This window comes from Streptomyces griseomycini, assembly GCF_014203535.1.
GTDB classification, from domain to species: domain Bacteria; phylum Actinomycetota; class Actinomycetes; order Streptomycetales; family Streptomycetaceae; genus Streptomyces; species Streptomyces griseomycini.
In genome coordinates, this window is record NZ_JACHJI010000013.1 from 71,917 (window position 1) to 96,024 (window position 24,108).

Here is a 24,108-nt window from a genome sequence, read left to right on the forward strand (position 1 = left end):
TCGCGGATCCGGGGGCGTTCCGGGACGGCGTTCCGGACGGTGTGCGGGGTCGGTGACGCGGGGGCTGTACGGGCGGGCGCGGTTCGGGAACCATGCGGACGTACGGAGGGGGGCACGGGCGGACGGTCATGCGGGACGCGGGGGCCGGGGCACCGGTCGCGCGGGCCGCGGCGCCGGCCGTTCCACGCCGTCCGCGCCCGCCGATACGATGAGGCGAAGCGGACAGCTGTCCGCTACCGGAAGAAGTTAGTGGACAGCTGTCCGGTCAACAAGAACGGGTTTCGGCCACGGCCCGGGAGGAGTCACGCGTGCGGGAGAAGAAGGACGCACCCCTGCGTGCGGACGCGCAGCGCAACCGCGAGCGCATCCTGGACGTGGCCCTGGCCGAACTCACGCGCTCGGCGGACGCCCCGCTGAGCGTGATCGCCAGGAAGGCGGGCGTCGGACAGGGCACGTTCTACCGGAACTTCCCCAGCCGCGAGGCGCTCGTCCTGGAGGTCTACCGGCACGAGATGCGGCAGGTCGCCGAGAGCGCGGCCCGGTTGCTGGCGGCCCGGGAGCCCGACCGGGCCCTGCGCGAGTGGATGGACCGGCTGGCCCGGTTCGCCATGGCCAAGGCCGGGCTGGCCGACGCCATCCGGCAGGCCACCAGCGGGCCGGGGAGCCCGGCGAAGCCGGGACACAACGCGGTGACCGAGGCGGCCGAACTCCTGCTGCGCGCCTGCGAGGAGGCCGGCGCCATCCGCCCGGGGGTGACCGCGGACGACTTCTACCTCGCCATCGCCGGCCTCTGGCAGATCGACCCGGACGGGGACTGGCAGCCGCGCGCCACCCGGCTGCTGGACATCGTCATGGACGGGCTGCGCGCGGGGGCGCGCGGGCGGTAGCTTCCCCCGCCGGCTCCCCCGCCCCTCAGGCGACCGCCGTCGGCGCCAGCTCCCGCAGTTCCCGCAGCGCGGCCTGAACCGCCGGCCGGACGTGGCCGCCGCCGCGCGTGCAGGTCAGCAGCTTGCGGTGCGGGTCGCCGGCGCAGCGGACGCGGGTGATCGGCAGGTGCGGGGTCAGCTGGGCCAGGCGCGGGATCAGGGCGACGCCGAGTCCGTGGGCGACGAGGTGGGCGGTGACGTTCCAGTCGAGGGCGTGGTGGACGACGTCCGGGGCGAATCCGGCCGCGCCGCACGCGGACATCACGTGCAGCCGGCAGGGGCTCTCCGGCACCGGCGCGATCCACGCCTCGCGCGCCGCCTCGGCGAGGTCGATCCGCTCGCGCCGGGCCAGGGGGTGCCCCCGGGGGACCACCAGGTCGAACGGGTCGTCCAGCAGCGGTTGCTGGTCGAACCGCGTGTCGCCCAGCGGCGGGTTGTGCGGGGTGGACTCCACGACGGCCAGGTCGGCGGCCCCCTCGAAGAGCAGGTCGAAGCTCTGCGGTACCCCGGCCTCGGCGATCCGCACCGACAGCTTCGGGTGTCGCTCGCCCAGCCGGGCGGCCATGGGCGCCAGCAGCACCGAGACCGCCACCGGGAACCCGGTCACGCGCAGCGGCCCGGCCGGGGCGCCGTGGTCGGCCCGCAGGTCCAGTTCCGCCTGCTCCCAACGCGCCTGTATGGCGTCTGCGTGCGCGAGCAGGCTCTCGGCGGCCGGGGTGAGCCGTACCCCGCGCCCCTGCGGTTCCAGCAGTTCGACGTCCAGGTCGCGGGCGAGCTGGCGGATCTGCTGCGAGGCGGCGGACGGGGTGAAGTGCAGGGCGCGGGCGGCCGCGGTGACCGTGCCGTAGTGGGCGACCGCCCGCAGGACGTGCAGTCGGCGCAGGTCAATCATGAAGCCCACGCTTCACGTTGGCGTGCGGAAAGTCAACCTGGACGTGTACGGACGTTCCGTCGCACCCTTGCTGTGTCGCGGCGGTCGACGAGCACCCGGCGCGCGGGGAAGCGCACGGGGAAGCCACGAGGGAGCGAGGAGTCACCATGACCAGCACGACCGGCACCACGGGTACGACCGGAGCCGTCTGCCCGTACTGCGGGTGGCCGGACGACGCCGAGCCGTTCCAGGTGGTCTCCCGGCACGGCACCGCGACGGGCAGCACCGTGTGGACCCGGTGCGGCTGCGGTTCGCTCCAGGTCCGTGCCGTCGACGACCGCGGCGTGCGCATCGTGTCCCGCAGCAGGCCCGCCGGCCTTCCGTGGAGCCGGGCGGGCCGGTGACCGGGCGGGCGGCCGTTGACAGGCGGCCCGCCCCGGTCGTACTAATCGAGGCCGGTGATCCCCGGGCCCGGCAGGAGGCGTGGACGTGCAGAGACATCCCTTGTCCGGGATCACGGTGGTCAGCCTGGAGCAGGCGGTGGCCGCGCCCTACGCCACCCGGCAGCTGGCCGATCTCGGCGCCCGGGTGATCAAGGTGGAGCGGCCGGGCGAGGGCGACTTCGCCCGCCGCTACGACACGACCGTCCACGGCCACTCCAGCTACTTCGTGTGGATCAACCGCTCCAAGGAGTCCCTCACCCTGGACCTGAAGGATCCGCGGGGCCGCGCGATCCTGCACCGGCTCCTCGCGGACGCCGACGTGTTCGTGCAGAACCTCGCGCCGGGCGCCGCCGCCCGCCTCGGCCTGGGAGCCGAGGAGCTCACCCGCCGCTACCCGCGGCTGATCCCGTGCACGATCTCCGGCTACGGCACGACCGGGCCCTGGGCGGACCGCAAGGCGTACGACCTGCTGATGCAGTGCCAGACGGGTCTGGTGTCGCTGACCGGGACGGCGGACGGGACCGCGCGCACCGGCATCTCCGTCGCCGACATCGCCGCCGGGATGTACGCGTACAGCGGCGTGCTCACCGCCCTGTACGCCCGCGCGACCACCGGCACGGCCCATCCGGTGGAGGTGTCGCTGTTCGAGGCGCTGGCCGAGTGGATGGGCCAGCCCGCCTACTACACCCGCTACGGCGGCAGCCAGCCCCCGCGCCTGGGCACCCAGCACGCCACCATCGCCCCGTACGGGACCTACCGGGCCGCCGACGGCCGCGAGGTGCTGTTCTCCGTCCAGAACGATCGCGAATGGGCGGCCCTGTGCGCCGAGTTCCTCGGCCGGCCCGAACTGACCCGCGATCCGCGCTTCGCCACGGGCTCCGACCGGGTGGCCCACCGGGAGGAGCTGAACGCGATCGTCGCCGAGCGCTTCGCCCGCTCCGACGCCGAGGAGCTGCTCGCGGACCTGGAGGCGATCGGCATCGCCTGCGCCGGGGTCAACGACGTCGCCGCGTTCCTCGACCACCCGGTCCTCGCCGCCCGCGACCGCTGGCGCGAGGTCGGGGTGCCGGGCGCGACCGTCCAGGCGCTGCTGCCGCCCGCCGACCTCGCCGGTCTGCCGGCGCGCATGGACCCGGTACCGGCCGTCGGCGAGCACACGGAGGCGATCCTGACGGAGCTGGGCCACTCCCCCGGGGACATCGAGGCGCTGCGCGCGGACTCCGTCGTCTGAGCCGGCCCCGGTCCGGACGGAGGTCCCTACCCCTGCCGCTGGTGCAGCGCCGCCAGCACGTCCTCGTCCGTCAGTTGCCCGAAGTCGTCGTACCACTGCCCCACGGCCATGAACGCGGCCGGTTCGTGCAGGCAGACCACCTCGTCGGCCTCGGCGCGCATGAGCGCGGCGCCCTCCGGTGAGCAGACCGGGGCGGCCAGCACGACCCGGGCGGGGTCCCGCCGCCGCAGGGAGCGCAGGGCGGCGCGGGCCGTGGAGCCGGTCGCCAGTCCGTCGTCGACGACGACCACGGTCCGTCCCCGGAGGTCGGGAGCGGGCCGGTCCTGACGGTAGAGCCGTTCGCGGCGGCGCAGTTCGGTGCGCTCGCGCTCGACGACGGGGGCGAGGTCGGCCTCGCTCAGACCCAGTCGGCGCAGGGAGTCCGCGTCGAACAGCGGCACCCCGTCGCCGGCCATCGCGCCGACGCCGAACTCCTCGTGGTGGGGCGCGCCGACCTTCCGGACGACGAGGACGTCGAGCGGGGCGTCCAGCGCCCGGGCGACCTCCTGTGCCACGGCGACGCCGCCGCGGGGCAGGGCCAGTACGACGGGGTCGGGCAGGGCCCCCTCGTCCTGACGCGTCCGCAGCCGTTCGGCCAGTTCGCGGCCGGCTTGCCGGCGATCACGGAACCGCATGGCGGATGGCCTCCCTCCGCACGGGGACGGCACCTGGTCCGGCACCCGCGTACCCCGCTCCCGGGCGACCGAAGCGCGCACGTCCGCCGTTCGCCGGGGCGGCCCTGCATGGGTGGGCGGCCGTCGGGCAGGCGAGATGCATGGTCGGTGACACGGGCGACTACGGGCAGGTGCGGCAGCCGGGTGACAGCGGGCACCGGGCGGTGCCGCAGGAGGACGACGTCCGCATCGAGGCGTGGGCGGGGAGCCGGGAGAACTGTCTGGCGGAGGCCGTGGCGGCGGTGGTGGAGTGCTTCGCCGACGTCTCCGGGGTGCGCCCGACCGGCGTGGGCCGCATCCGGCTGGGCGAGGCCAGTGACGACGACCTGCTGACCGCGCTGCTGGACGAGATCCTCTACCGGCTCCAGGCGCACGGGCAGGTTCCGGTGGACGTGGAGGCGGACGAGGCCGAGGGCGGGCTGGACGTGCGGCTGGCGGTCGCCGGGCTGGCGGACGTGCGGGTCACCGGGGCCCTGCCGACGGCCGTGGTCTGGGAGGAGTCGCGGATCGGGCCGGGACCGTACGGCTGGTCCTGTGTGGTCACGGTGGACGGCTGAGCGACGGCGCCGGTGCCCCGGCGCGCGTCGCATGCCCCCGGGGGCGCCGGGGTACTCCGGGGCGCATGAGCGGCATCGACATCGGCAGTGACGCCTTCAACGACCACGCCTTCATCGCACGCCGGTACGCGTACGAGGGAGCCAATGTCTCTCCTTCGCTGACCTGGAGCGGGGTACCGGACGACGCGGCGGAGCTGGTGCTGCTGTGCGAGGACCCCGACGCGCCGTCGGGCACCTTCGTGCACTGGATCGTGGTGGGGATCGACCCCCGCAGCGACGGGGTCCCGGCGGGGCAGAGTCCCCCGCGGGGGACCGAACTCGTCAACGGCTACGGCGAGCGCGGCTGGGGCGGGCCGCACCCTCCCCCGGGGGACGACGCGCACCACTACTTCTTCCGGCTCTACGCCCTCTCCGAGCCGTGCGTCCTGCCCGACGCGCCCCGGGCGGAGCAGGTGCACGAGGCGGTCGACCGGGCGCAGCTCGCCAGCGGCACGCTGGTGGGCCTCTACCAGCGCTGACGCACGCCCCCGCCGCCGCCCCGGAAAGGGCGGCGGCGGGGGCGTGCGTCAGTGGGTCGGGGCCGCCCTGCTGATGTCCGCCAGCGCGGAGTGCGGGTCCTCGGTGGCGGCGAGGTCGCCGAGGCTGACCACGCCGACGGGGCATCCGCCGCGTTCGACGACCGGGAGCCGGCGCACGGCGTACCGCCGCATCAGCTCGACGGCGTGATCGGTGGTGTCCTCGGGGGCGAGGGTCACCAGGGGCGGGCGCGTGCACAGGGAACCGACCGTCGTGGTCTCCGGGTCGTGTCCCTCGGCGACGGCCCGCAGCACGATGTCGCGGTCGGTGAGCACGCCGAAGAGATCGCAGTCGTACGCCACCAGCACGTCGCCGACGTCCCGCTCGCGCATCAGGCGCGCCGCCCGCGCCACCGTGGTCATGGGCTCCACGGACGCGGTGTCCGGTGACATCACGTCCCGTATCCGCCGGGTCATGGGCACCTCCGGGGAACTGGTCGGACGGGTCTTCCTCCGTGTCCGCCGCGTAGCCCGCAGCGCGGTGCGTAAACCGGTCGCCGGTCGGCCTCCGTCCGCCCGCCCCGGCGGGCGGACGGAGGCCGACCGGGTCCGCCCTACACCGCCCCGGGGACCTCCTCCGTCGTGCCGTTCAGCGGCGAGGCCGGATCACTGCCGTACGGCCGTGTGATGGCCTCGAGGCCGTGCCCGGCCGGGTCCCGGAAGTACACGCCGCGTCCGCCGTCGTTGCGGTTGATCCGACGGGGGTGCCGTCCGTGCGGATCGGCCTGGAGGGGGACCCCGGCGTCCACGAGCCGGGCGAGGATCGCGTCGAACTCGTCCTCGGAGACGAGGAACGCGTAGTGCTGCACGGGGATGTCTGCGTCGACGGTCGCGAAGTCCAGGGTGACGCCGTTGGCGGTCGTCACCGGCAGGAACATCCCGGCCGGTTCCCCGACCTCCAGTCCCAGGACCTCCGCGAGGAAACGGGCGGACTTCTCGCGGTCACGGGTGAGAACGATGGTGTGGTTGAACTCGACTGACATGGTGTCAATGCCTCCGGGGGCATCCGCGGCACCTCCATGCCTCACCCGGCCGGTGACCGACACGCGATGCCGCACACCGGAGCCTAGGCGGCCTCCCCGGCACCCGTCGACCGGTTTCCCGGCGCCGCCGCGTCCACGGGCGGCCGGACGGGTCCCGGCAACCGGACGACGATCGTTTCCACGGTGGCTCCCCCGGTGGGTCGCAGAAATCGTAGGGGCGGGTTCCGTCGGTCACCGGGCCCTGACGCGATGGGGCTGGTTCCCGTTCTCCGGGGCACCCGAACGGCACACCGCCTCAGGGGAGGGACACCGTGCTCACCGTCGCGTTCCTGCTGCTGCCCGGGCTGGGCCTGCTGCTGATGCTCATGACACACGTCGAGGACCGTCTGCTGGGGAGGGACGACTCGCCCCGTCCGCCCCGCCTGCGCGTTCTGCCGGGGGGCGGGGGCGGTCCGTCCGCCAGGTCCTCGTCGACGAGCGGGCGCCACGCCCATCGGGGCCGGCACGCCGCCTGATCCGGCACGGCGGTCGGCACCCGGGCCGGCACACGGACGGGGCACCGCCCTCGCCCGGCGTCACCGTGAACCGGTGTGCCCGCCTTCGGGCTCGGCGGATCCGACGGCCCCGACGGCCTCGTCGACGCGTTCGGCCGCCCAGGCCAGGAACTCCCGCACCCGTGCCGCGGGCAGCGGGAGCGCGGACTCCCGGGGCCGCTCGAAACTGCGCAGCGCGGCCTCGACGAGCGGCCGGAACGCCTCCTCGGAGGCGGCGACCGCCTCGGCCGCCCTGCGCTTGGCGAACCAGTGTCCCGTGCGGCAGTACACCACGGAACGGCAGCCGTTGAGCACGCGGTTGTCGGCGACGTGCCCCTCGCCGGCGGCGTGTTCCCGCACGGAGGCCCGGAGTGCGGCGAGCACGGCGGGCCGCTCCGGTGCGGCGATCACCTCCCGCACCGGTCTGCCGAACAGCGGAAGACCGCTCTGGTGGGCGATGGAGCGGTCGAGGACGTACCAGAACGCCGGTGACTCCCCCGGGTCGTAGCTGACCCGCTCGGGCAGGGACGGGCCGGTGTTGAGGTCCATCAGGTACCCCGCCTCCCCGGACGGGCGGGCGGTGAAGTCGGCCGGGTACACGACCAGTTCCAGCCCGGCCGCGGGGCAGGGCAGGGCGGGGTGGGCCAGTGCCCCGGCCAGTTCGGGCAGCGCCCGCCGGGGAAGGGAGCGGTCCACCACCGTCGTCACGTCGACGTCGCTGCGTCCGTGCCGGTAGTCGCCGAGCGCGAGGGAGCCGACGGCGAGGACGCTCACCAGGTGGGGGCCGCAGACGGCACGGGTGCGGTGGGCCAGCTCGTCCAGGTAGGCGCGGACCTCGCGGGGCGGGGCGGCAGCAGGGTTCATGGGGCCAGTGTCGTCCCGTCGCGCACCTGCGCGCCCGTGTCGCGCCCCCTCGGCGGGGCGGATGCAGTCGGCAGCGGCCTGTCCGGCCCCTGTGGCGCTCCGCGTCGGCGGCTTCCGCGTGCCGTCCTCCTCTCCTCACGGGTGACCGCGGCGGCGCCGGCGTCCCACGGCCCGGCCGCGTGGGCCGCTCCCGGTCCCCCGGCGTCCGGGGCGGCCGGCGGAGGCGCCACGGGCGTCCCGTACGGTACGCCCGTGACCGCCTACAGCCCCGAGGACGCCCCGGGCCGCCACGGCCCCTTCGCCACCGCCGAGGCCGCACCCCGCACGGTGGGCCGGGTGCGCACCGAGTACTCGCCCGCCCACGACGGCGACCCCGATCCCGGGGAGATCGTCTGGACCTGGGTGCCCTACGAGGAGAACGACGGCCGGGGCAAGGACCGTCCGGTGCTCGTCGTCGCCCGCGAGCCGGCCGGGACCGTCCTCGCCGTGCAGTTGACCAGCAAGCGGCGCGACGGGCGGGACCGGGTGCCGATCGGCAGCGGGCCGTGGGACCGGTCGGGCCGGGAGTCGTGGGTCGCCGTCGACCGGGTGCTGCGGCTGCACGAGGAGGGCATGCGCCGGGAGGCGTGCGCCCTGGACCGGATGCGGTTCAACCTCGTGCGTCAGCGGCTGCGGGAGCGGTACGGCTGGAGCTGACCCCCGCAGCCTCCGGCACGAGGTCGGCGAACGTCCGCTCGAACGCGGCGCGGACCGCGCTCCCGCGGGTGCGGTCCAGGATCCCGAAGACCACGTGCTCGAAGGCGCCCGCGAAGCGCGCGCCGGGCTCCAGCAGCGAGCGGAACGCCGCCGCCACCCGGGCCGGGTCGTTGCGGAAGACCCCGCAGCCCCACGCGCCGAGCACCAGCCGCCGGTAGCCGTGGGCCACGGCGGTCTCCAGCACGCGCTCGGCGCGTACGGCCAGGGCCCGGGGCAGTTCTCCCGCGCGCTCCGGCGCCGTCCGCAGGACGACCCCCGCGTTGGGCGCGGGCGAGGTGAGGAAGCCGGCCGTGAACGGCTCGTCCAGGAGACGGCCGCGGTCGTCGCGGAAGACGGGCACGGCGGGCGAGTGGACGACCCGGTCCGTGTAGAACGGGTCGCGGTGCGCGCGGTGGTGGTCGTAGTAGGGGACCTGGGCCCGCAGCAGACAGGTGTACAGCGCGGAGGCGCGGCACAGGGCCTCCTCCTGGGCCTGGGCGCCGTTGAGGTAGCCGCCGCCGGGGTTCCGGGCGGAGGCGAAGTTCAGCACGGCGGGTCCGCCGCCGGGGGCGGACGGCCCGTCCGCGAGCCGTCGCGCGGCTTCCAGACTGCTCTCGCCGGTGACCTCGATCCGGGTGTCCACCGGCCGGAACTCCGGGAACGGGACCGGATCCGGCCCGTACGTCCGCGTACCGTCCCGCGCGGCCTCGATCGCCGCCAGGAGGGACACCTCGCGCCCGTCCGGCGCGCGGTAGCCGCCCTCCGCCACGATCCGCTCGGTCTCGCGGGCGATGCCCCGCAGGCGCGCGCTCACGCCGCGACCCCCGTACGCGTCGTGACCGCGCGTCGCGCGATCTCCCCCGTCGTGCTCATGCAGGCATCGTGAGCGATGCTGGTGAGGCGGCGCAACGGAGTTTTCTCCGTCCGGGGTCCCGGAGAACGGGCGGAAAAGCCCTGGGGAACGGGCGCAACGGAGAAATCGTCCGTCCGGAACGCGCCGCCAGGCGCCCTTGTGCCGAGCGCCGTGAGGGCTTTGGGTGGACGCGTTGGGCCGGCCCGGATCACCGCGCTCCGGGCCGGCGACATGGTGGAATCTCAGGAGGATCCCGACATGTCCGATCCGGCAGGTGGCTGCCTCCAGCCACGGACCGCCGTCACGGAAACCGATGCGGAAGCCCTGGTACGGGGCATCTGCTTCAAGACCGGACCGCCGCGCCGCCTCGGGGTCGAGGTGGAGTGGCTGGTCCACGAGCTGCGCGACCCGCGGCTCCCCGTGTCACCCGAACGGCTCGCAGCGGCCTACGCCGCTCTGCGGACCGTGCCCCTGAGGTCGGCGCTCACCGTCGAGCCCGGCGGCCAGCTGGAACTGAGCTCGCCGCCCGCCGCCTCGCTGATGGAGTGCATCGGCACCGTCTCCGCCGACCTCGACGCCGCCCGTGCGGTGCTGCGCGAGGACGGCCTGGTGCTCGTCGGCCTCGGTCACGACCCCTGGCAGGCGCCGCGCCGGTTCCTGCGCGAGGCGCGCTACGACGCCATGGAGACCTGCCTCGACCGCACCGGCCCCGCCGGCCGCGCGATGATGTGCACCTCCGCCTCCGTGCAGGTGTGCCTGGACGCCGGGCACGAGGAGCCCGGTCCCCTCGGTCACGTACGGCGCTGGTGGCTGGCGCACCAGCTGGGCGCGGTCCTGGTGGCCGTGTTCGCCAACTCCCCGATCGCCGGTCACCGGCCGACCGGGTGGCTGTCCACGCGGCAGCTGCGCTGGGCGCAGATCGGCGCCGGCCGGGCGGGCGGCCCCGCACTGGACACCGACCCGCGCGGCGCCTGGGCCCGGCACGTCCTGGACGCGCCGGTGATGTGCGTACGGCGGGACGGCGGGCCGTGGGACGTACCGGAGGGGCTGACCTTCCGGGAGTGGGTCAGGTCCGGCGTGCCCAGGCCGCCGACCCGGGAGGACCTCGACTACCACGTCACGACGCTGTTCCCGCCGGTCAGGCCGCGCGGTCACCTGGAGCTGCGCATGATCGACGCGCAGCCCGGTGACGACGGCTGGATCGTGCCGCTGGCCGTGACGGCGGCGCTGTTCGACGACCCGGAGGCCACCGAGACCGCCTACCGGGCGGTGAAACCACTGGCCGAGCGGACCCACGGCATGCCCGCGCCGCACAATCCGCTGTGGCGGGACGCGGCCCGTTCCGGGCTGGCCGACCCGGAGCTGCGCGAGGTGGCCGCCACCTGTTTCGGGGCGGCGCTGCGGGCCCTGCCCCGGCTCGGCGCCACCACCGCCGTCACGGACGCGGTCGCGGCGTACCACGACCGCTACGTCGCCCGGGGCCGCTGTCCGGCGGACGACCTGCTCGACGGCCTGCGCGACGGCCTGTTCGACGGCCGTCCGCACGAGGCGGCCCGCGGCACCGACGGCGCCCCCGCACCTGCCCGGCATCCGCACGGCACGCACCCGCACGGGAAGGACACCCGCTCATGACCGACCTCGCCCTCGACGCCGAAGCCCTGCGCGGGCGTGCGGTCGCCTCGCTGGTCACCGCGCGGGACCGCACCACGTTGCTGACCGGCTGCGTGGACGAGCCCGACCTGACCGCGCAGCACTCGCCGCTGATGTCACCGCTGGTGTGGGACCTCGCGCACATCGGCAACCAGGAGGAGCAGTGGCTGCTGCGGGCCGTCGCCGGCCAGGAGGCGATACGGCCCGAGATCGACAGCCTCTACGACGCCTTCGAGCACCCGCGCGCCGAACGCCCGAAGCTGCCGCTGCTGCCGCCGGACGAGGCCCGCCGGTACGCCGCGGACGTGCGGGGCCGGGCGCTGGACGTCCTGGAGAGCACCGCGTTCCGCGGGACGCGGCTGACGGAGGCGGGTTTCGTCTTCGGGATGATCGCGCAGCACGAACAGCAGCACGACGAGACCATGCTGATCACCCATCAGCTGCGCAAGGGGCCGCAGGCCCTGACCGCTCCCGACCCGGACCCGGTGCCGCTGTTCACCGGCCCGTCCGAAGTCCTCGTTCCGGGCGGCCCGTTCACCATGGGCACCTCGGCCGAACCGTGGGCGCTGGACAACGAACGCCCCGCGCACCGGCGCGAGGTGCCGCCCTTCTTCATCGACACCACCCCGGTGACGAACGCCGCCTACCAGGCGTTCGTCGAGGACGGCGGCTACGACGACCCGCGCTGGTGGACGGCACGGGGCTGGGCCCACGTCCGCCGCAACTCCCTCACCGCGCCGTTGTTCTGGCGCCGCGACGGCCGGCAGTGGCTGCGCCGCCGGTTCGGTGTCACCGAGGTCGTGCCGCCCGACGAGCCGGTGCTGCACGTGTGCTGGTACGAGGCCGACGCCTACGCCCGCTGGGCCGGACGGCGGCTGCCCACCGAGGCCGAGTGGGAGAAGGCGGCCCGGTACGACCCGGCCGGCGACCGTTCGACGCGCTACCCCTGGGGGGACGCCGACCCCGGGCCCGAGCACGCCAACCTCGGCCAGCGGCACCTGCGCCCCGCGCCCGCCGGGAGCTATCCGGCCGGTGAGTCGCCGCTCGGCGTGCGGCAGCTGATCGGCGACGTGTGGGAGTGGACGGCGAGCGACTTCCTGCCGTACCCGGGGTTCCGGGCGTTCCCGTACAAGGAGTACTCGGAGGTGTTCTTCGGGCCCGGGTACAAGGTGCTGCGCGGCGGTTCGTTCGCGGTGGACCCGGTGGCCTGCCGGGGCACGTTCCGCAACTGGGACCTGCCGGTCCGGCGGCAGATCTTCTCCGGGTTCCGCACGGCGCGCTCGGAGGACGCCTGATGTGCCGTCACGTGGCGTACGTGGGGCCGGAGGAGCCGCTCGGCAGACTGCTCGTGGAGCCGGCCCACGGCCTCTACCGCCAGTCCTGGGCCCCCCGGCGGCAGCGGCACGGGACGGTCAACGCCGACGGCTTCGGCGTGGGCTGGTACGCGCCGGGCGATCCGGTGCCCGCCCGGTACCGCAGGGCCGGGCCGGTCTGGGCGGACCTGTCGTTCGCCGATCTCGCCCGGGTGGTCCGGACCCGGGCGCTGCTCGCCGCCGTACGGGACGCGACGCTGTCGGGCGCGGACGCGGAGGCCGCGGCGGCGCCGTTCGCCGCGGGGACGTGGCTGTTCAGCCACAACGGGGCGGTACCGGGGTGGCCCGGCTCGCTCGCGCCCCTCGTGCCGGCCCTGGCCGCCGAGGACGTGCTGTCGCTGGAGGCCCGCAACGACTCGGCGTTCGTGTGGGCCCTCGTGCTCGCCCGCCTGCGCGCCGGTGTCCCGCAGGAGCGGGCGCTGGCCGGCACGGTCCTGGAGGTCGCCGTGGCGGCCCCCGGCTCCCGGCTCAACCTGCTGCTCACCGACGGCGACACCGTCACCGCGACGGCCTGGGGCGACACGCTGTGGCACCTCTCCCGGCCCGGCGGCGGCACCGTCGTGGCCTCCGAGCCGTACGACGACGATCCGCACTGGTGCGAGGTCCCCGACCGCACCCTGCTGACGGCGAGCCGCACGGACGTGCTGCTGACCCCGATCGGGGAACCCGGCGGCGCCGTGACGTCCGTCGACGCACCCGCACCCGCGAAGGAGCCCCTCACGTGAGTCCGTTCCTCCTCACCCGCACGCTGCCCGAGGACGCCGCCGGCGCCGCGCTGCGCGCCGACGTCCTCGAGGGCCTGACCGGCAGCCCCAGGACGCTGCCGCCGAAGTGGTTCTACGACGCGCACGGCAGCGAGTTGTTCGAGCGGATCACCGCGCTGCCCGAGTACTACCCGACGCGCGCCGAACGCGAGATCCTCGTCGCCCGCTCGGGCGAGATCGCCGCGGCCGCCGGCGCCCGCACCCTGGTCGAACTGGGCTCCGGTTCCTCGGAGAAGACGCGGTACCTGATCGACGCCCTCACCGATCTGCGCACCTACGTGCCCGTCGACGTCAGCGAGAGCGCCCTCACCCGGGCCGGGCAGGCGCTCGTCGCCGAGCGGCCGGGGCTGGACGTGCACGCGCTGGTCGCCGACTTCACCGCCCGCCTGACGCTGCCGAGGACCCCGGGTCCGCGGCTGGTGGCGTTCCTCGGCGGCACGATCGGCAATCTGCTGCCCGCCGAGCGCGCCGCCTTCCTCTCCTCGGTCCGTGGCCTGCTCGCGCCGGGTGACGCCCTGCTGCTGGGCACGGACCTGGTGAAGGACGAGCGGGTGCTGGTGCGGGCGTACGACGACGCGGCCGGGGTGACGGCCGCCTTCAACAAGAACGTCCTGACCGTGCTCAACCGGGAGCTGGGCGCCGACTTCGACCCCGCTTCCTTCGACCACGTGGCCCTGTGGGACGCCCGGCACGAGTGGATCGAGATGCGGCTGCGCTCCCGTCCCGCGCAGACGGTGAAGGTCCCCGCCCTCGACCTCGCCGTCGACTTCGCGGCGGGCGAGGAGCTGCGCACCGAGGTGTCGGCGAAGTTCCGGAAGGAGGGGGTGCGCGCCGAACTGGCGGCCGCGGGGCTGGAGCTGGCCCGGTGGTGGACGGACGACGCGGGGCGGTTCGCGCTGTCGCTGAGCGTCGTGCGCTGAGCGACGCACGCCGGGCGACGCACGCCGGGCGTCGTGCGCTGACGGCGGCCTCGCCCGGAGGCCCTCACCCCGGCTCGAAGTCGAGGGCCTCGGTGATGCGCCGTGAGGCGCGCTCGGCCTCCGTCGCCGGGTCGGCCCCGGTGAGCACCCTGGTCATGTACTCCTTGATCGGGTTGTCCGCCTCGACCGCGCCCCACTCGGGCGTGATGGGGGTCGCCCGGCCCTGTGCGGCTCCGGCCGCCATGGCCGCGACCCCCTCCTCCCCCTTCACCGAGTGGGCGAGCTCCGCCTTGTTGGGGACGTAGTTCATGGTGCGGGCCAGGTCGGTGTTCCACCGGGCGCCGGTGAGCGCGGCGACGACCTCGACGGCGCCCTCCCTGTTGTCGGTGTTCACCGGGACGACGAGGTCGGAGCCGCCCGTGAAGACGGCACCGGGCCTGTCCGCGGTCCTGCCGGGGATGGAGAAGTAGCCCAGCTCGTCCGCGAGGTCCGGGTTCTGCTTGACGATGGCCCGCGCCTGCCCGGGAACGGCCACGATCTGCGCGACCCGGCCCTCGGCGAACACCTCCGCCTGGGGCGGGTGTTCCTCGTCGGCGTCGACCGGTCCGTCGCCGAGGGCCTGCAGCCGGCGGTAGAAGTCCATCCCGCGCAGCGCCTCGGGGCTGTCCAGGGTGCCCCGCCAGACGCCGTTCCGCTCCCTGGCGAGGTCCCCGCCCTCCTCCCAGATGAATCCGGCGAGCGTGTACCAGTCCTGCCCGGCCAGGTAGATGCCCTGGTTCCCGCCGGTGTCGAGCTTCTCGGTGGCGGAGAGCCACTCCTCCCGGGTCTTCGGCGGGGCGGTGATGCCGGCCTGCCGGAAGAGGTCCTTGCGGTAGATGACGACGCGGTTGGCGGCGTACCAGGGGATGCCGTACTGCTGGGTCCCCCACTTCCCCGGTTCGGCGAGGCCGGGCAGCCAGTCGTCGCGGCCCCAGTCGCGCATCGACTCCAGGGTGAGGTCGAGCAGTTCACCGCCCTCCGCGTACTGGGCGACCTGGGTGTTGCCGACCTCGATGACGTCCGGGCCGTCGGTGCCGTCGGTGCCGTCGGTGCCGTCGGTGCCGTCGGTGCCGTCGGTGCCGTCCTTCCTCGCGGTCTCCAGGGCCGCCTGCACCTTCTCGCCGATCCCGGTCCACTCCTGGATGCGGATGTCGACGTCGAGGTCGGGGTGGGTGCGCTCGAAGTCCTCGGTGAACCGGTCCAGGAACTCCTGGGAGGCGCTGTTGCGCATCAGCCACACGGTGACCGTGTGCCGTTCGGTCCCGCTGCCGGGCATCAGGCCGCAGCCGGTGAGGAGGGAGGCGGATACGCAGACGAGGGCGAGCAGGCGGCGTTTCACGAGGGGTCCTGTTTCTGTCCGACCAACAGGGGCGGGGCCCGACGTGGGGGGAGAGCGGGAGCTCCTACGGGTCCCTGCATCTTGGTATGGACCAATGCGGAGGTCAAGGGGGTCAGGCGAACGGTGCCGACGCCTCGCGCGCGGCCGTCACGTGGGGCACGGTGGAGTGACGTGCGACACAGGCGCCGCCCGGTGCGGGCGGGCGCCGCCAGGGAGAGGAGCACCCGCATGTCGAACCACACCTACCGGGTCACGGAGATCGTCGGCACCTCGCCCGACGGCGTCGACCGGGCCGTGCGCAACGGCATCGAGCGCGCCTCGCAGACCCTGCGCAATCTGGACTGGTTCGAGGTGACCCAGGTGCGGGGCCAGATCGAGGACGGGCGGATCGCGCACTGGCAGGTGGGACTGAAGGTCGGCTTCCGCCTGGAGGACGCGGACTGAGTCCGCGCCGCCCGCCGGTCAGGACCGGGGCGCACCGGACGTCAGGTCCGCCCCTCCCGCTCCTGCGCCGCCTCCAGCTCACCGGACGGGGCCGTCCAGCGGGCCCGGACCACGGTGAAGCCCGCCCGCCGGGCGTCCTCGCAGACCAGCTCGTCGTCGTCCACGAGGACGCGGACGTCCCGGGTGCGGGCGAGGCGCCGGAGGATCTCCAGCTTGGTGCGGCGCGCGGGCCGGCGGTCGGCGTTGCCGCGCATGTACACGCTCCCCTCGGGCAGTCCCTGGGCGGCGAGCCAGTCCAGCGTGTCGCGCCGACAGCGCTCGGGCCGCCCGGTGAGGTAGACGATCTCGCACTCCCGCGCGCTCTCCCGCAGCATGGCGATGCCCTCGGCGAGCGGCGGGTCCTCCGGCGCCGCGGCGAAGAAGGCGTCCCAGTCGCGCGGCCTGCGCTCCAGGAACCGCTGCCGGTGCGCCGTGTCGGCGAGGGTGTTGTCGAGGTCGAACACGGCCACGGGGCGCTTGTCGCTGTCGGTCACCCGACCCAGCCTAGACACCGGTCGCGCGGAATCCTGTGGCCCGCCGGGTGTTGTACCGGGTATGAGCTCCCTGATCGCCTCGGCCCGCTTCTCCGTCCTCGACCGCTCCCGCATCCGCGAGGGGCACACCGGCCCCGAGGCGCTGCGCGACACCGTGCGCCTGGCGCGGGAGGCGGAACGGCTCGGCTACCACCGGTTCTGGGTCTCGGAGCACCACGGGGTACCGGGGGTCGCCGGTTCGGCGCCGACCGTACTGGCGGCCGCCGTCGCCGGGGCGACCCGGACCATCCGCGTGGGCACCGGCGGGGTCATGCTGCCCAACCACCGGCCGCTGGTGGTGGCCGAGCAGTTCGGGGTGCTCGAGTCGCTCTTCCCGGGACGCGTCGACATGGGTCTGGGCCGCTCGGTCGGCTTCACCGACGGGGTGCGCAGGGCGCTGGGGCGCGACAAGGGCGACGCGGAGGACTTCGCGGCCCAGCTCGAGGAACTGCTCGGCTGGTTCCGCGGCACCTCCCCGACCGGGGTGCACGCCCGTCCGGCCGAGGGACTGACCGTGCCGCCGTTCGTGCTGGCCATGGGAGAGGGCGCCGCGATCGCCGCCCGCGCGGGTCTGCCCATGGTCATCGGCGACCTCCGCGACCGCGACCGGATGCGACGCGGCATCGACCACTACCGCGACCGCTTCCGCCCCTCGGTCTGGGCGAGCGAGCCGTACGTCGTCGTCTCGGGCACGGTCGCCGTGGCCGCCACGCCCGAGGAGGCCCGGCGGCTGCTGGTACCGGAGGCCTGGTCGATGGCGCACTCCCGCACGCACGGCACCTTCCCCCCGCTGCCGCCCGCCGAGCGCGTCGAGTCGCTCGCGATGACCGCCAGGGAGCGCGGCCTCTACGAGTCCGGGCTCACCGGCCAGTTGGCGGGCACCGAGGAGCAGGTGGCGCACGCGCTGGAGTCGGTGCTGAAGGAGACGGGCGCCCAGGAGGTGCTCGTCACCACCAGCACCCACGACCGGGAAGCCCTGCTGGACTCCTACCGGCGGCTCGCCGCGCTCGCGGGGCTCGACGGCAGGACGACGCGCCGGTGACGACGCGCACCGGCGCGCTGTGGACGGGGAGGTGGCCTGCGCGGGCTACTCCCGGCCCCGCTTCGGGACGTCGCGGCCCGGCCGGGTGTCGTCCTCGGCCTCGGCCTCGGCCTCGATGCGTTCCTTGCGGACCTGACCGCGCACGGTCTCGTTCGCGGCCTGCTCCTCCGTGGTGAGCCGTACCCGTTCCACCGGTACCGCCTCGGTCTCCGTGACGGGACGCTCCGCGTGCAGCGTGACCTCGTGCTCCGCCTCGGTGATGTCCGGGCCGGACATGGCCTCGCCGCGGTTGGCGTCCGTGATCGGCTCCCGCTCCACGCGCACTTCCTCGTGGCGCACCGGCACGGTCTGCTGGACCTCCTCCGTGACCACGTACTTGCGCAGCCTGGCCCGTCCGGTCGGGTGGCGCTCGACGCCGACGTGCATCTGCTCCTCGGAGCGGGTCATGGCGTCGTCGCCGCGCGCACCCGTGCGCGCCTCGCCGCGCCGGCCGGCGGCACCCGCCGCTCCGGCCGCACCCGCTGTTCCTGCCGTGCCCGTCGTTCCCGCCGTGCCCGTCGTTCCCGCCGTGCCCGTGCCGGTGGTCCCGTCACGGCCGCCCGGCCGGTCCGGCTCCGCCAGCACGCTGTCCCAGTCGATGCCGTAGTAGTCGTAGAGGCGGTGCTCCTCGTCCGCCGACAGGTGGCCGCCCGCGTCGACGTCGACGTTGGGCGCGCCCTTGACCTTGTCCTTGCGGTACGGGACCTCGAGGTGATCCTGCACCAGGGAGGCGTCGCGGATGGGGACGAACGACTCGTTGGAGCCGAACAGACCCGTCCTGACGGCCACCCACTCGGGCCGTCCGCTCACGTCGTCGAGGAAGACGTGCTTCGCGTCACCGATCTTGTTGCCGTCCCCGTCGTACACGGGGTGGTCCAGCAGGGTCGCAATCTCTTCGCGGGTGATCATCTTGCATCACTCTCCCTTCGGGGTCGCTCCTCTCCGGTTCTCCGCACCGATCGACCAAAAACGGTGCATGGGGTACAAAAAGCACTATTTTGTCCACAGTGCTCGCTCGTGGACACCGCCCCCGTACTCCGGGCCGACCTCCGGCTGGGCGGCGGCGGCCAGGGCACGGCGGTCGGCGGGGCCCTCCGGCGGGATCGGGGCCCGTACCTCGACCTCGGCGATCACTCCGCGGGCCGAGGCCACGCGCCACAGCGAGGCGAGCAGGGTGTCGTCGCCGACGAAGGCCACCGCGGTCACCGGGGCCCCTCGCGCGGTCCGGTAGCGGATGCGGACCGGCTGAACCGGAACCGCCGCGTCCAGCGCGGCCTGGAAGACCGCGCTGTGGAAGCGTCCCCGGGCCCGGCCGCACCAGGTGCTGCCCTCCGGGAAGGCCGCGACCGCCGCGCCCCCGCGCAGGGTCCCGGCGATCCGGGCGACCGTGTCCGGCAGGGCGCGCAGCCGGTCCCGGTCGATGAAGAGGACGCCGGCGCGCGCGGCCAGCGGCCCCGCCACGGGCCAGCGCCGTATCTCGGACTTGGCCAGCATGCGGGCGGGACGGACCGCGGCCAGCAGGGGCACGTCCAGCCAGGAGACGTGGTTGGCGACGAGCAGCAGCCCGCCCGTGGGCGCGGCGGCCCCGACGACGCGGACCCGGACACCGGCGGCCCGCACGATCCAGCGGCACCACCGGCGCACCGGGCGGGCGGGGATCCACCGCCCGAACGGCAGCAGCGCGATCCCGGCGAGGACCAGCAGACCGACCGCGGTCAGCCGTACCACCGCCCGCACCGCCCGCACCGCCCGTGGCACGACCGCCGCGGTCGCCGTCGGCTCCACGCAGTCCCGCGGGGTGCAGGGCGCGCCGGGCAGCCAGGGGCTCATCGGGCCGGGACGAGGGAGAGGAAGTGCCGCAGGTAGCGGGGGTCGACCCGGTGCATCGGCAGCAGCACGTAGAGGTCGGCGACGCCGAAGTCCACGTCGTGCGCGGGCTCCCCGCAGACCCAGGCGCCGAGGCGGAGGTAGCCGCGCAGGAGGGCGGGCAGCCCCGCGGGAGCGGCGGGTCCCGCGCTCTTCGGCCGCCAGGGCAGCAGCGGGCGCACGCGGTACTCCTCGGGCGCCAGGTGCTTCGCCCGCACCCGGTCCCAGGTGGCGGAGGCGAGCGCACCCCCGTCGGCGAGGGGGACGGAGCAGCAGCCGGCCAGCCAGGCGTGGCCGTGGTCGGTCATGTAGCGGGCGATACCGGCCCAGATGAGCCCGATGACCGCGCCGTCGCGGTGGTCGGGGTGCACGCAGGAACGGCCCACCTCGACGAGGTCCGGACGTATCGCGTCGAGCGCCGAGAGGTCGAACTCGCCCTCCGCGTACAGCCGCCCGGCGATCCCGGCGCGCTCCGGCGGCAGCAGCCGGTACGTCCCGACGACCTGCCCGCTCACCTCCTCGCGCACCAGCAGGTGGTCGCAGTACGCGTCGAAGGGGTCGATGTCCAGCCCCGGCTGCGGGGTGGACAGCAGGGCGCCCATCTCCCCCGCGAAGACGTCGTGCCGCAGCCGCTGGGCGGCGCGCACGTCCTCCTCGTCACGGGCGAGGGCGACGGTGTAGCGGGTGGGGGCCGGGGGCTGCGGGGGGCGGTGGAGGGTGGTGACGCCGGTCATGGCTGACTCCTGGGCACGGGCCGGGTTCGGCGCAGCGGAGGCGGACCGGGGGACGTGCGGCCCGCCGCTCCTGTTCTTCCGATGCCGGTTGGCGCCCGCGTGACCTGTGCCGGGAGCGCGGATGTGAGGATGTTGAACGACGTGCGCCCGGGGCGCGGCCGGTCCGCGGGCCGGGCGCACCGCGGTCACTCCGCCGGTGCGCACCTCGCCAGCCACTGCCGGGTCTCCTCCGCGCCGAGCACCCGCTCCAGCACCAGATCGCCCCGCATCCCGGGGAAGAACCGGCCCGCGGGCCAGCCGCGCTCGTACGGCGGCGGGTCGAGGACGAGCAGCCGTACGCCGTCGACGACGGGGATGTCGGTGGGCGTCCCCTCGTTCCACACCCATGCCCCGCCGGGGGTGACGAGGTTGAAGGAGCCGGTGGTCGGCACCTGGCCCGGTGCGTCGCGGCACACCGCCGCCTCCTCGGCGGAGGGGGCCCTGCCCGCTATGTGCCCGCCGCCGACCAGGACGTCGGCGAGCAGGGTGTGCAGCTGGAAGCTGTCGCCGATGCCGGACATGCGCAACGCGTAACCGGTGCCGCTCGGGCGGTGCAGGGCGACCAGCGGTTCGTCGTCCAGCACCAGCAGGACGTAGGCGAGGCACTTGAAGTCGTGGCCGGACGCCTCACGCACCGCCGCCAGCGCGCGCAGCAGCCCGGCCCGCCGGTCGTCGGCGAGGGAGGTGCGCACCTCGGGGTGGTTCAGCATCGCGACGGAGGCCGTCTCCCACTGGGGCAGCGACCACCAGGCCGCGGCCGCGTCGGGCCCGGTGCGTTCGAGGACCGCGGGGTCCGGGTCGCCGGCGTCCGGATCGGGGAACTCCGCGCCGCCGGTGGCCGCCCAGCGGCCGGCGAACTCCCGCGCGCCGTCGAGCGCTTCGGCGAGTCCGTCGAAGACGCGCGGTGCGCAGCGGGCCGCGTCGGCACCCCGTTCCACACAGGCGCCGACCACCACGGCGAGCACGCCGCGCGGGCCCGCGGGCACCTCGGGCAGCAGCGCCGCGAGGCGCGGCCCGCCCTCGGCGACGTCGTGGTCCGACGCGGAGCCGAAGTGCCGGTGGATGTCCTGGAATGCGCGCGTCGAGCGGTCACCGTCCCGCTCGCGCACAGCGGTCTCGAAACCGGCGACGGCGTCGAGGAACCGCTCCCTCCCCTTACGTTCGAAGATCATGCGGCGAAGACCACCGACGGGGTGCGACAACCGGTCGCCCCCGGGGACGCGAGGCGGGGCCGGGGATGAGCACCACTCCCGGCCCCGCCCGTCCGCCCACTGTCGGCGAACGCTTCTCCTGGACGGACCGCCGCTACTTCCTCGCGGCCTTCCGGGTGGCCCGCAGCCACTCCTTGTTCATGCCGGTGATGGACATGAGCGGGATGCCCTTGGGGCATGCCGTCGCGCACTCGCCGGTGAGGGTGCAGCCGCCGAAGCCCTCCTCGTCCATCTGCGCCACCATGTCCAGCACCCGGGTCTCGCGCTCGGGGGCGCCCTGGGGCAGCACGTTGAGGTGGTTGATCTTGGCGGAGGTGAACAGCATCGCCGCGCCGTTGGGGCAGGCCGCGACGCAGGCGCCGCAGCCGATGCACTCGGCGTGCTCGAAGGCGAAGTCGGCGTCCGGCTTCGGCACGGGCGTGGCGTGGGCCTCGGGCGCGGAGCCGGTGGGGGCGGTGACGTAGCCGCCGGCCTGGATGATCCGGTCGAAGGCGGACCGGTCGACCACCAGGTCCTTGATCACCGGGAAGGCGGCGGCCCGCCACGGCTCGACGTCGATGGTGTCGCCGTCCTCGAAGGACCGCATGTGCAGCTGGCAGGTCGTGGTGCGCTCGGGGCCGTGGGCGTCGCCGTTGATGACGAGCGAGCAGGCGCCGCAGATGCCCTCGCGGCAGTCGTGGTCGAAGGCGACCGGCTCCTCGCCCTTGAGGATGAGCTCCTCGTTGAGGGTGTCGAGCATCTCGAGGAAGGACATGTCGGGTGAGATGTTGTCCACCTCGTACGTGGACATGGCGCCGTCGGCGTCGGCGTTCTTCTGCCGCCAGACGCGCAGGGTGAGCTTCATGCGTAGCTCCGCTGGGTGGGGTGGACGTACTCGAAGACCAGGTCTTCCTTGTGCAGGACGGGAGCCTCGCCGGTGCCGGTGAACTCCCAGGCGGCCGCGTAGGAGAACTCCTCGTCCTTGCGGGCGGCCTCGCCGTCGGGAGTCTGGGACTCCTCGCGGAAGTGGCCGCCGCAGGACTCGGTGCGGTGCAGCGCGTCGAGGCACATCAGCTCGGCGAGCTCGAGGTAGTCGACGATGCGGTTGGCCTTCTCCAGCGACTGGTTGAACTCCTCGCCGGTGCCGGGCACCTTGATGCGCCGCCAGAACTCCTCGCGGATCTGCGGGATGCGCTCCAGCGCCTTGCGCAGGCCGGAGTCGGAGCGGGCCATGCCGCAGAACTCCCACATCAGCTCGCCCAGTTCGCGGTGGAAGGAGTCCGGGGTGCGGTCGCCGTCGACGGACAGCAGCAGGTTGAGCCGGTCCTCGGTCTCGGCCAGCACCTCCTGCACCGCCGGGTGGTCGGGGGCGACCTCGCCCTGGTGCGGGTGGCGGGCCAGGTAGTCGTTGATGGTGGCCGGCAGGACGAAGTAGCCGTCGGCCAGGCCCTGCATCAGCGCGGAGGCGCCGAGGCGGTTGGCTCCGTGGTCGGAGAAGTTGGCCTCGCCGATCGCGAACAGGCCCGGGACGGTGGTCTGCAGGTCGTAGTCGACCCACAGGCCGCCCATCGTGTAGTGCACGGCCGGGTAGATCCGCATCGGCACCTCGTACGGATCCTCGTCGGTGATCCGCTGGTACATGTCGAAGAGGTTGCCGTACTTGGCCTCGACGGCCTTGCGCCCCATGCGCTTGATGGCGTCCGCGAAGTCGAGGTAGACGCCCTGGCCGCCGGGGCCCACGCCCCGGCCCTCGTCGCACACGTTCTTCGCGGCGCGGGAGGCGATGTCGCGCGGCACGAGGTTGCCGAAGGAGGGGTAGATGCGCTCCAGGTAGTAGTCGCGCTCGTCCTCGGGGATCCGGTGCGGCGGACGGTCGTCGCCCTTGGCCTTGGGCACCCAGATGCGGCCGTCGTTGCGCAGCGACTCGCTCATCAGCGTCAGCTTGGACTGGTGGTCGCCGGTGCGCGGGATGCAGGTCGGGTGGATCTGCGTGAAGCAGGGGTTGGCGAAGTAGGCGCCGCGCCGGTGCGCCCGCCACACGGCGGTCGCGTTGGAGTTCATGGCGTTCGTCGACAGGTAGAAGACGTTGCCGTAGCCGCCGCTCGCCAGGACCACCGCGTCCGCGAAGTACGTGTCGATCTTCCCGGTGATCAGGTCCCGGGCGACGATGCCGCGCGCCCGCCCGTCGACGACGACCAGGTCGAGCATCTCGGTGCGCGGGTGCATCTCGACGTTGCCGGCGGCGATCTGCCGGGACAGCGCCTGGTAGGCGCCCAGCAGGAGCTGCTGGCCCGTCTGGCCGCGGGCGTAGAAGGTGCGGGAGACCTGGACGCCGCCGAAGGAGCGGGTGTCCAGCAGTCCCCCGTACTCGCGGGCGAACGGCACCCCCTGCGCCACGCACTGGTCGATGATCTCCACCGAGATCTGCGCGAGGCGGTGCACGTTGGACTCGCGGGCGCGGAAGTCGCCGCCCTTGACCGTGTCGTAGAACAGGCGGTGGACGGAGTCGCCGTCGTTGCGGTAGTTCTTCGCCGCGTTGATGCCGCCCTGCGCGGCGATGGAGTGGGCCCGGCGCGGAGAGTCCTGGTAGCAGAACTGGACGACGTGGTAGCCCTGTTCGGCGAGCGTGGCCCCGGCGGAACCGCCCGCCAGACCGGTGCCGACGACGATGACGGTGTGCTTGCGCCGGTTGGCCGGGTTGACCAGCCTGGCCTCGAAGCGGCGCTTGTCCCAGCGCTCGTGGATCGGGCCGGCGGGGGCCTTGGTGTCGACGACCGGCGCACCGGTCGCGTACTCGGTGTAGGAAGTCATGG

27 protein-coding genes are annotated in these 24,108 nt (G+C 74.4%); 13 read left to right on the forward strand and 14 right to left on the reverse strand.

Going from position 1 to position 24,108, the window contains the following annotated elements; all coding sequences use genetic code 11:
- The first annotated feature begins 308 nt into the window (after nucleotides 1-308).
- On the forward strand, nucleotides 309-887 hold the full coding sequence (locus FHS37_RS29680; protein ID WP_184826839.1) for a TetR/AcrR family transcriptional regulator: 579 nt from the start codon (nucleotides 309-311) through the stop codon (nucleotides 885-887).
- Nucleotides 888-912: 25 nt separating this feature from the next.
- Here the strand turns inward: FHS37_RS29680 and FHS37_RS29685 are convergent, their stop codons facing one another.
- Entirely contained in the window at nucleotides 913-1,818 is a 906-nt protein-coding gene (locus FHS37_RS29685) for a LysR family transcriptional regulator (protein WP_184826841.1), read from the reverse strand.
- A gap of 146 nt (nucleotides 1,819-1,964) precedes the next feature.
- Here FHS37_RS29685 and FHS37_RS29690 point away from each other — a divergent pair, with 146 nt between their 5' ends.
- On the forward strand, nucleotides 1,965-2,201 hold the full coding sequence (locus tag FHS37_RS29690) for a hypothetical protein (RefSeq protein ID WP_184826843.1): 237 nt from the start codon (nucleotides 1,965-1,967) through the stop codon (nucleotides 2,199-2,201).
- A 79-nt stretch (nucleotides 2,202-2,280) separates the two neighbouring features.
- Entirely contained in the window at nucleotides 2,281-3,471 is a 1,191-nt protein-coding gene (locus FHS37_RS29695; RefSeq protein ID WP_184826845.1) for a CaiB/BaiF CoA transferase family protein, read from the forward strand.
- 26 nt (nucleotides 3,472-3,497) lie between these two features.
- Here the strand turns inward: FHS37_RS29695 and FHS37_RS29700 are convergent, their stop codons facing one another.
- The gene (locus FHS37_RS29700; RefSeq protein WP_184826847.1) at nucleotides 3,498-4,145 is read right to left on the reverse strand and encodes a phosphoribosyltransferase; all 648 of its coding nucleotides are present in this window, start codon (nucleotides 4,143-4,145) and stop codon (nucleotides 3,498-3,500) included.
- A 140-nt stretch (nucleotides 4,146-4,285) separates the two neighbouring features.
- Here FHS37_RS29700 and FHS37_RS29705 point away from each other — a divergent pair, with 140 nt between their 5' ends.
- On the forward strand, nucleotides 4,286-4,741 hold the full coding sequence (locus FHS37_RS29705; RefSeq protein WP_184826849.1) for an archease: 456 nt from the start codon (nucleotides 4,286-4,288) through the stop codon (nucleotides 4,739-4,741).
- Nucleotides 4,742-4,806: 65 nt separating this feature from the next.
- Entirely contained in the window at nucleotides 4,807-5,259 is a 453-nt protein-coding gene (locus FHS37_RS29710; RefSeq protein WP_184826851.1) for a YbhB/YbcL family Raf kinase inhibitor-like protein, read from the forward strand.
- Between the two features lie 48 nt (nucleotides 5,260-5,307).
- Here FHS37_RS29710 and FHS37_RS29715 read toward each other — a convergent pair whose 3' ends face one another.
- Complete coding sequence (locus FHS37_RS29715; RefSeq protein WP_184826853.1) at nucleotides 5,308-5,733, reverse strand: CBS domain-containing protein; 426 nt, start codon at nucleotides 5,731-5,733, stop codon at nucleotides 5,308-5,310.
- A gap of 137 nt (nucleotides 5,734-5,870) precedes the next feature.
- The gene (locus FHS37_RS29720; protein ID WP_184826855.1) at nucleotides 5,871-6,299 is read right to left on the reverse strand and encodes a VOC family protein; all 429 of its coding nucleotides are present in this window, start codon (nucleotides 6,297-6,299) and stop codon (nucleotides 5,871-5,873) included.
- A 311-nt stretch (nucleotides 6,300-6,610) separates the two neighbouring features.
- Here FHS37_RS29720 and FHS37_RS29725 point away from each other — a divergent pair, with 311 nt between their 5' ends.
- Nucleotides 6,611-6,814, forward strand: coding sequence for a hypothetical protein (locus tag FHS37_RS29725; protein ID WP_184826857.1), 204 nt, complete (start codon nucleotides 6,611-6,613; stop codon nucleotides 6,812-6,814).
- A 60-nt stretch (nucleotides 6,815-6,874) separates the two neighbouring features.
- Here FHS37_RS29725 and FHS37_RS29730 read toward each other — a convergent pair whose 3' ends face one another.
- A complete protein-coding gene (locus FHS37_RS29730; RefSeq protein ID WP_184826859.1) occupies nucleotides 6,875-7,696 on the reverse strand; it encodes an aminoglycoside adenylyltransferase domain-containing protein in 822 nt (273 codons plus the stop codon).
- Nucleotides 7,697-7,948: 252 nt separating this feature from the next.
- Between FHS37_RS29730 and FHS37_RS29735 the strand changes: the two genes are divergently transcribed.
- Entirely contained in the window at nucleotides 7,949-8,392 is a 444-nt protein-coding gene (locus tag FHS37_RS29735; protein WP_184826862.1) for a type II toxin-antitoxin system PemK/MazF family toxin, read from the forward strand.
- Here FHS37_RS29735 and FHS37_RS29740 read toward each other — a convergent pair.
- Nucleotides 8,346-9,245, reverse strand: a complete 900-nt coding sequence (locus FHS37_RS29740; RefSeq protein ID WP_184826864.1) for a TIGR02452 family protein — start codon at nucleotides 9,243-9,245, stop codon at nucleotides 8,346-8,348. The genes FHS37_RS29735 and FHS37_RS29740 overlap by 47 nt on opposite strands.
- 297 nt (nucleotides 9,246-9,542) lie before the next feature.
- Between FHS37_RS29740 and egtA the strand changes: the two genes are divergently transcribed.
- Genes egtA through egtD form a run of 4 tightly spaced genes read left to right on the forward strand, consistent with a single transcriptional unit; the run spans nucleotide 9,543 to nucleotide 13,991 of the window.
- Nucleotides 9,543-10,916, forward strand: coding sequence for an ergothioneine biosynthesis glutamate--cysteine ligase EgtA (gene egtA, locus FHS37_RS29745; RefSeq protein ID WP_184826866.1), 1,374 nt, complete (start codon nucleotides 9,543-9,545; stop codon nucleotides 10,914-10,916).
- A complete protein-coding gene (egtB, locus tag FHS37_RS29750; protein WP_184826868.1) occupies nucleotides 10,913-12,229 on the forward strand; it encodes an ergothioneine biosynthesis protein EgtB in 1,317 nt (438 codons plus the stop codon). The genes egtA and egtB overlap by 4 nt, the downstream gene beginning before the upstream one ends.
- A complete protein-coding gene (gene egtC / locus FHS37_RS29755) occupies nucleotides 12,229-13,032 on the forward strand; it encodes an ergothioneine biosynthesis protein EgtC (RefSeq protein WP_184826870.1) in 804 nt (267 codons plus the stop codon). The genes egtB and egtC overlap by 1 nt, the downstream gene beginning before the upstream one ends.
- Nucleotides 13,029-13,991: an L-histidine N(alpha)-methyltransferase gene (gene egtD, locus FHS37_RS29760; RefSeq protein WP_184826872.1), complete on the forward strand. Its 963-nt coding sequence runs from the start codon at nucleotides 13,029-13,031 to the stop codon at nucleotides 13,989-13,991. The genes egtC and egtD overlap by 4 nt, the downstream gene beginning before the upstream one ends.
- Nucleotides 13,992-14,055: 64 nt before the next feature.
- Here the strand turns inward: egtD and FHS37_RS29765 are convergent, their stop codons facing one another.
- Nucleotides 14,056-15,369, reverse strand: a complete 1,314-nt coding sequence (locus FHS37_RS29765) for an extracellular solute-binding protein (protein WP_184826874.1) — start codon at nucleotides 15,367-15,369, stop codon at nucleotides 14,056-14,058.
- Between the two features lie 228 nt (nucleotides 15,370-15,597).
- Between FHS37_RS29765 and FHS37_RS29770 the strand changes: the two genes are divergently transcribed.
- The gene (locus FHS37_RS29770; RefSeq protein ID WP_184826876.1) at nucleotides 15,598-15,813 is read left to right on the forward strand and encodes a dodecin; all 216 of its coding nucleotides are present in this window, start codon (nucleotides 15,598-15,600) and stop codon (nucleotides 15,811-15,813) included.
- Between the two features lie 41 nt (nucleotides 15,814-15,854).
- Here the strand turns inward: FHS37_RS29770 and FHS37_RS29775 are convergent, their stop codons facing one another.
- Entirely contained in the window at nucleotides 15,855-16,346 is a 492-nt protein-coding gene (locus tag FHS37_RS29775; protein ID WP_184826878.1) for a phosphatase domain-containing protein, read from the reverse strand.
- A 61-nt stretch (nucleotides 16,347-16,407) separates the two neighbouring features.
- On the opposite strand from FHS37_RS29775, the gene FHS37_RS29780 reads away from it, so the two are divergent.
- Nucleotides 16,408-17,427, forward strand: a complete 1,020-nt coding sequence (locus FHS37_RS29780; protein ID WP_184826879.1) for an LLM class flavin-dependent oxidoreductase — start codon at nucleotides 16,408-16,410, stop codon at nucleotides 17,425-17,427.
- 45 nt (nucleotides 17,428-17,472) lie between these two features.
- Here FHS37_RS29780 and FHS37_RS29785 read toward each other — a convergent pair whose 3' ends face one another.
- The 6 genes from FHS37_RS29785 to FHS37_RS29810 all read right to left on the reverse strand — a co-directional run bounded on the left by FHS37_RS29785 (nucleotide 17,473) and on the right by FHS37_RS29810 (nucleotide 24,106).
- Nucleotides 17,473-18,375, reverse strand: coding sequence for a DUF2382 domain-containing protein (locus FHS37_RS29785; protein ID WP_184826881.1), 903 nt, complete (start codon nucleotides 18,373-18,375; stop codon nucleotides 17,473-17,475).
- 84 nt (nucleotides 18,376-18,459) lie between these two features.
- Nucleotides 18,460-19,296: a lysophospholipid acyltransferase family protein gene (locus FHS37_RS29790; RefSeq protein WP_184826884.1), complete on the reverse strand. Its 837-nt coding sequence runs from the start codon at nucleotides 19,294-19,296 to the stop codon at nucleotides 18,460-18,462.
- Nucleotides 19,293-20,066: a GNAT family N-acetyltransferase gene (locus FHS37_RS29795; protein WP_184826885.1), complete on the reverse strand. Its 774-nt coding sequence runs from the start codon at nucleotides 20,064-20,066 to the stop codon at nucleotides 19,293-19,295. The genes FHS37_RS29790 and FHS37_RS29795 overlap by 4 nt, the downstream gene beginning before the upstream one ends.
- 185 nt (nucleotides 20,067-20,251) lie before the next feature.
- A complete protein-coding gene (locus FHS37_RS29800; protein WP_184826887.1) occupies nucleotides 20,252-21,277 on the reverse strand; it encodes a hypothetical protein in 1,026 nt (341 codons plus the stop codon).
- A 133-nt stretch (nucleotides 21,278-21,410) separates the two neighbouring features.
- Nucleotides 21,411-22,160, reverse strand: coding sequence for a succinate dehydrogenase/fumarate reductase iron-sulfur subunit (locus tag FHS37_RS29805; RefSeq protein ID WP_184826889.1), 750 nt, complete (start codon nucleotides 22,158-22,160; stop codon nucleotides 21,411-21,413).
- Nucleotides 22,157-24,106, reverse strand: coding sequence for a fumarate reductase/succinate dehydrogenase flavoprotein subunit (locus tag FHS37_RS29810; RefSeq protein ID WP_184826891.1), 1,950 nt, complete (start codon nucleotides 24,104-24,106; stop codon nucleotides 22,157-22,159). The genes FHS37_RS29805 and FHS37_RS29810 overlap by 4 nt, the downstream gene beginning before the upstream one ends.
- Between the last annotated feature and the right edge of the window lie 2 nt (nucleotides 24,107-24,108).

Excerpts from the sequence above, each read along its gene's own strand:
- FHS37_RS29730 (WP_184826859.1), bottom strand. The coding sequence starts at position 7,696 with ATGAACCCTGCTGCCGCCCCGCCCCGCGAGGTCCGCGCCTACCTGGAC.
- egtC (WP_184826870.1), top strand. The coding sequence starts at position 12,229 with ATGTGCCGTCACGTGGCGTACGTGGGGCCGGAGGAGCCGCTCGGCAGA.
- FHS37_RS29705 (WP_184826849.1), top strand. The coding sequence starts at position 4,286 with ATGGTCGGTGACACGGGCGACTACGGGCAGGTGCGGCAGCCGGGTGAC.
- FHS37_RS29810 (WP_184826891.1), bottom strand. The coding sequence starts at position 24,106 with ATGACTTCCTACACCGAGTACGCGACCGGTGCGCCGGTCGTCGACACC.
- FHS37_RS29780 (WP_184826879.1), top strand. The coding sequence starts at position 16,408 with ATGAGCTCCCTGATCGCCTCGGCCCGCTTCTCCGTCCTCGACCGCTCC.
- FHS37_RS29785 (WP_184826881.1), bottom strand. The coding sequence starts at position 18,375 with ATGATCACCCGCGAAGAGATTGCGACCCTGCTGGACCACCCCGTGTAC.
- FHS37_RS29715 (WP_184826853.1), bottom strand. The coding sequence starts at position 5,733 with ATGACCCGGCGGATACGGGACGTGATGTCACCGGACACCGCGTCCGTG.
- FHS37_RS29805 (WP_184826889.1), bottom strand. The coding sequence starts at position 22,160 with ATGAAGCTCACCCTGCGCGTCTGGCGGCAGAAGAACGCCGACGCCGAC.
- egtA (WP_184826866.1), top strand. The coding sequence starts at position 9,543 with ATGTCCGATCCGGCAGGTGGCTGCCTCCAGCCACGGACCGCCGTCACG.
- egtB (WP_184826868.1), top strand. The coding sequence starts at position 10,913 with ATGACCGACCTCGCCCTCGACGCCGAAGCCCTGCGCGGGCGTGCGGTC.
- FHS37_RS29795 (WP_184826885.1), bottom strand. The coding sequence starts at position 20,066 with ATGACCGGCGTCACCACCCTCCACCGCCCCCCGCAGCCCCCGGCCCCC.
- FHS37_RS29690 (WP_184826843.1), top strand. The coding sequence starts at position 1,965 with ATGACCAGCACGACCGGCACCACGGGTACGACCGGAGCCGTCTGCCCG.
- FHS37_RS29790 (WP_184826884.1), bottom strand. The coding sequence starts at position 19,296 with ATGAGCCCCTGGCTGCCCGGCGCGCCCTGCACCCCGCGGGACTGCGTG.
- FHS37_RS29710 (WP_184826851.1), top strand. The coding sequence starts at position 4,807 with ATGAGCGGCATCGACATCGGCAGTGACGCCTTCAACGACCACGCCTTC.
- FHS37_RS29700 (WP_184826847.1), bottom strand. The coding sequence starts at position 4,145 with ATGCGGTTCCGTGATCGCCGGCAAGCCGGCCGCGAACTGGCCGAACGG.
- FHS37_RS29720 (WP_184826855.1), bottom strand. The coding sequence starts at position 6,299 with ATGTCAGTCGAGTTCAACCACACCATCGTTCTCACCCGTGACCGCGAG.
- FHS37_RS29800 (WP_184826887.1), bottom strand. The coding sequence starts at position 21,277 with ATGATCTTCGAACGTAAGGGGAGGGAGCGGTTCCTCGACGCCGTCGCC.
- FHS37_RS29685 (WP_184826841.1), bottom strand. The coding sequence starts at position 1,818 with ATGATTGACCTGCGCCGACTGCACGTCCTGCGGGCGGTCGCCCACTAC.
- FHS37_RS29770 (WP_184826876.1), top strand. The coding sequence starts at position 15,598 with ATGTCGAACCACACCTACCGGGTCACGGAGATCGTCGGCACCTCGCCC.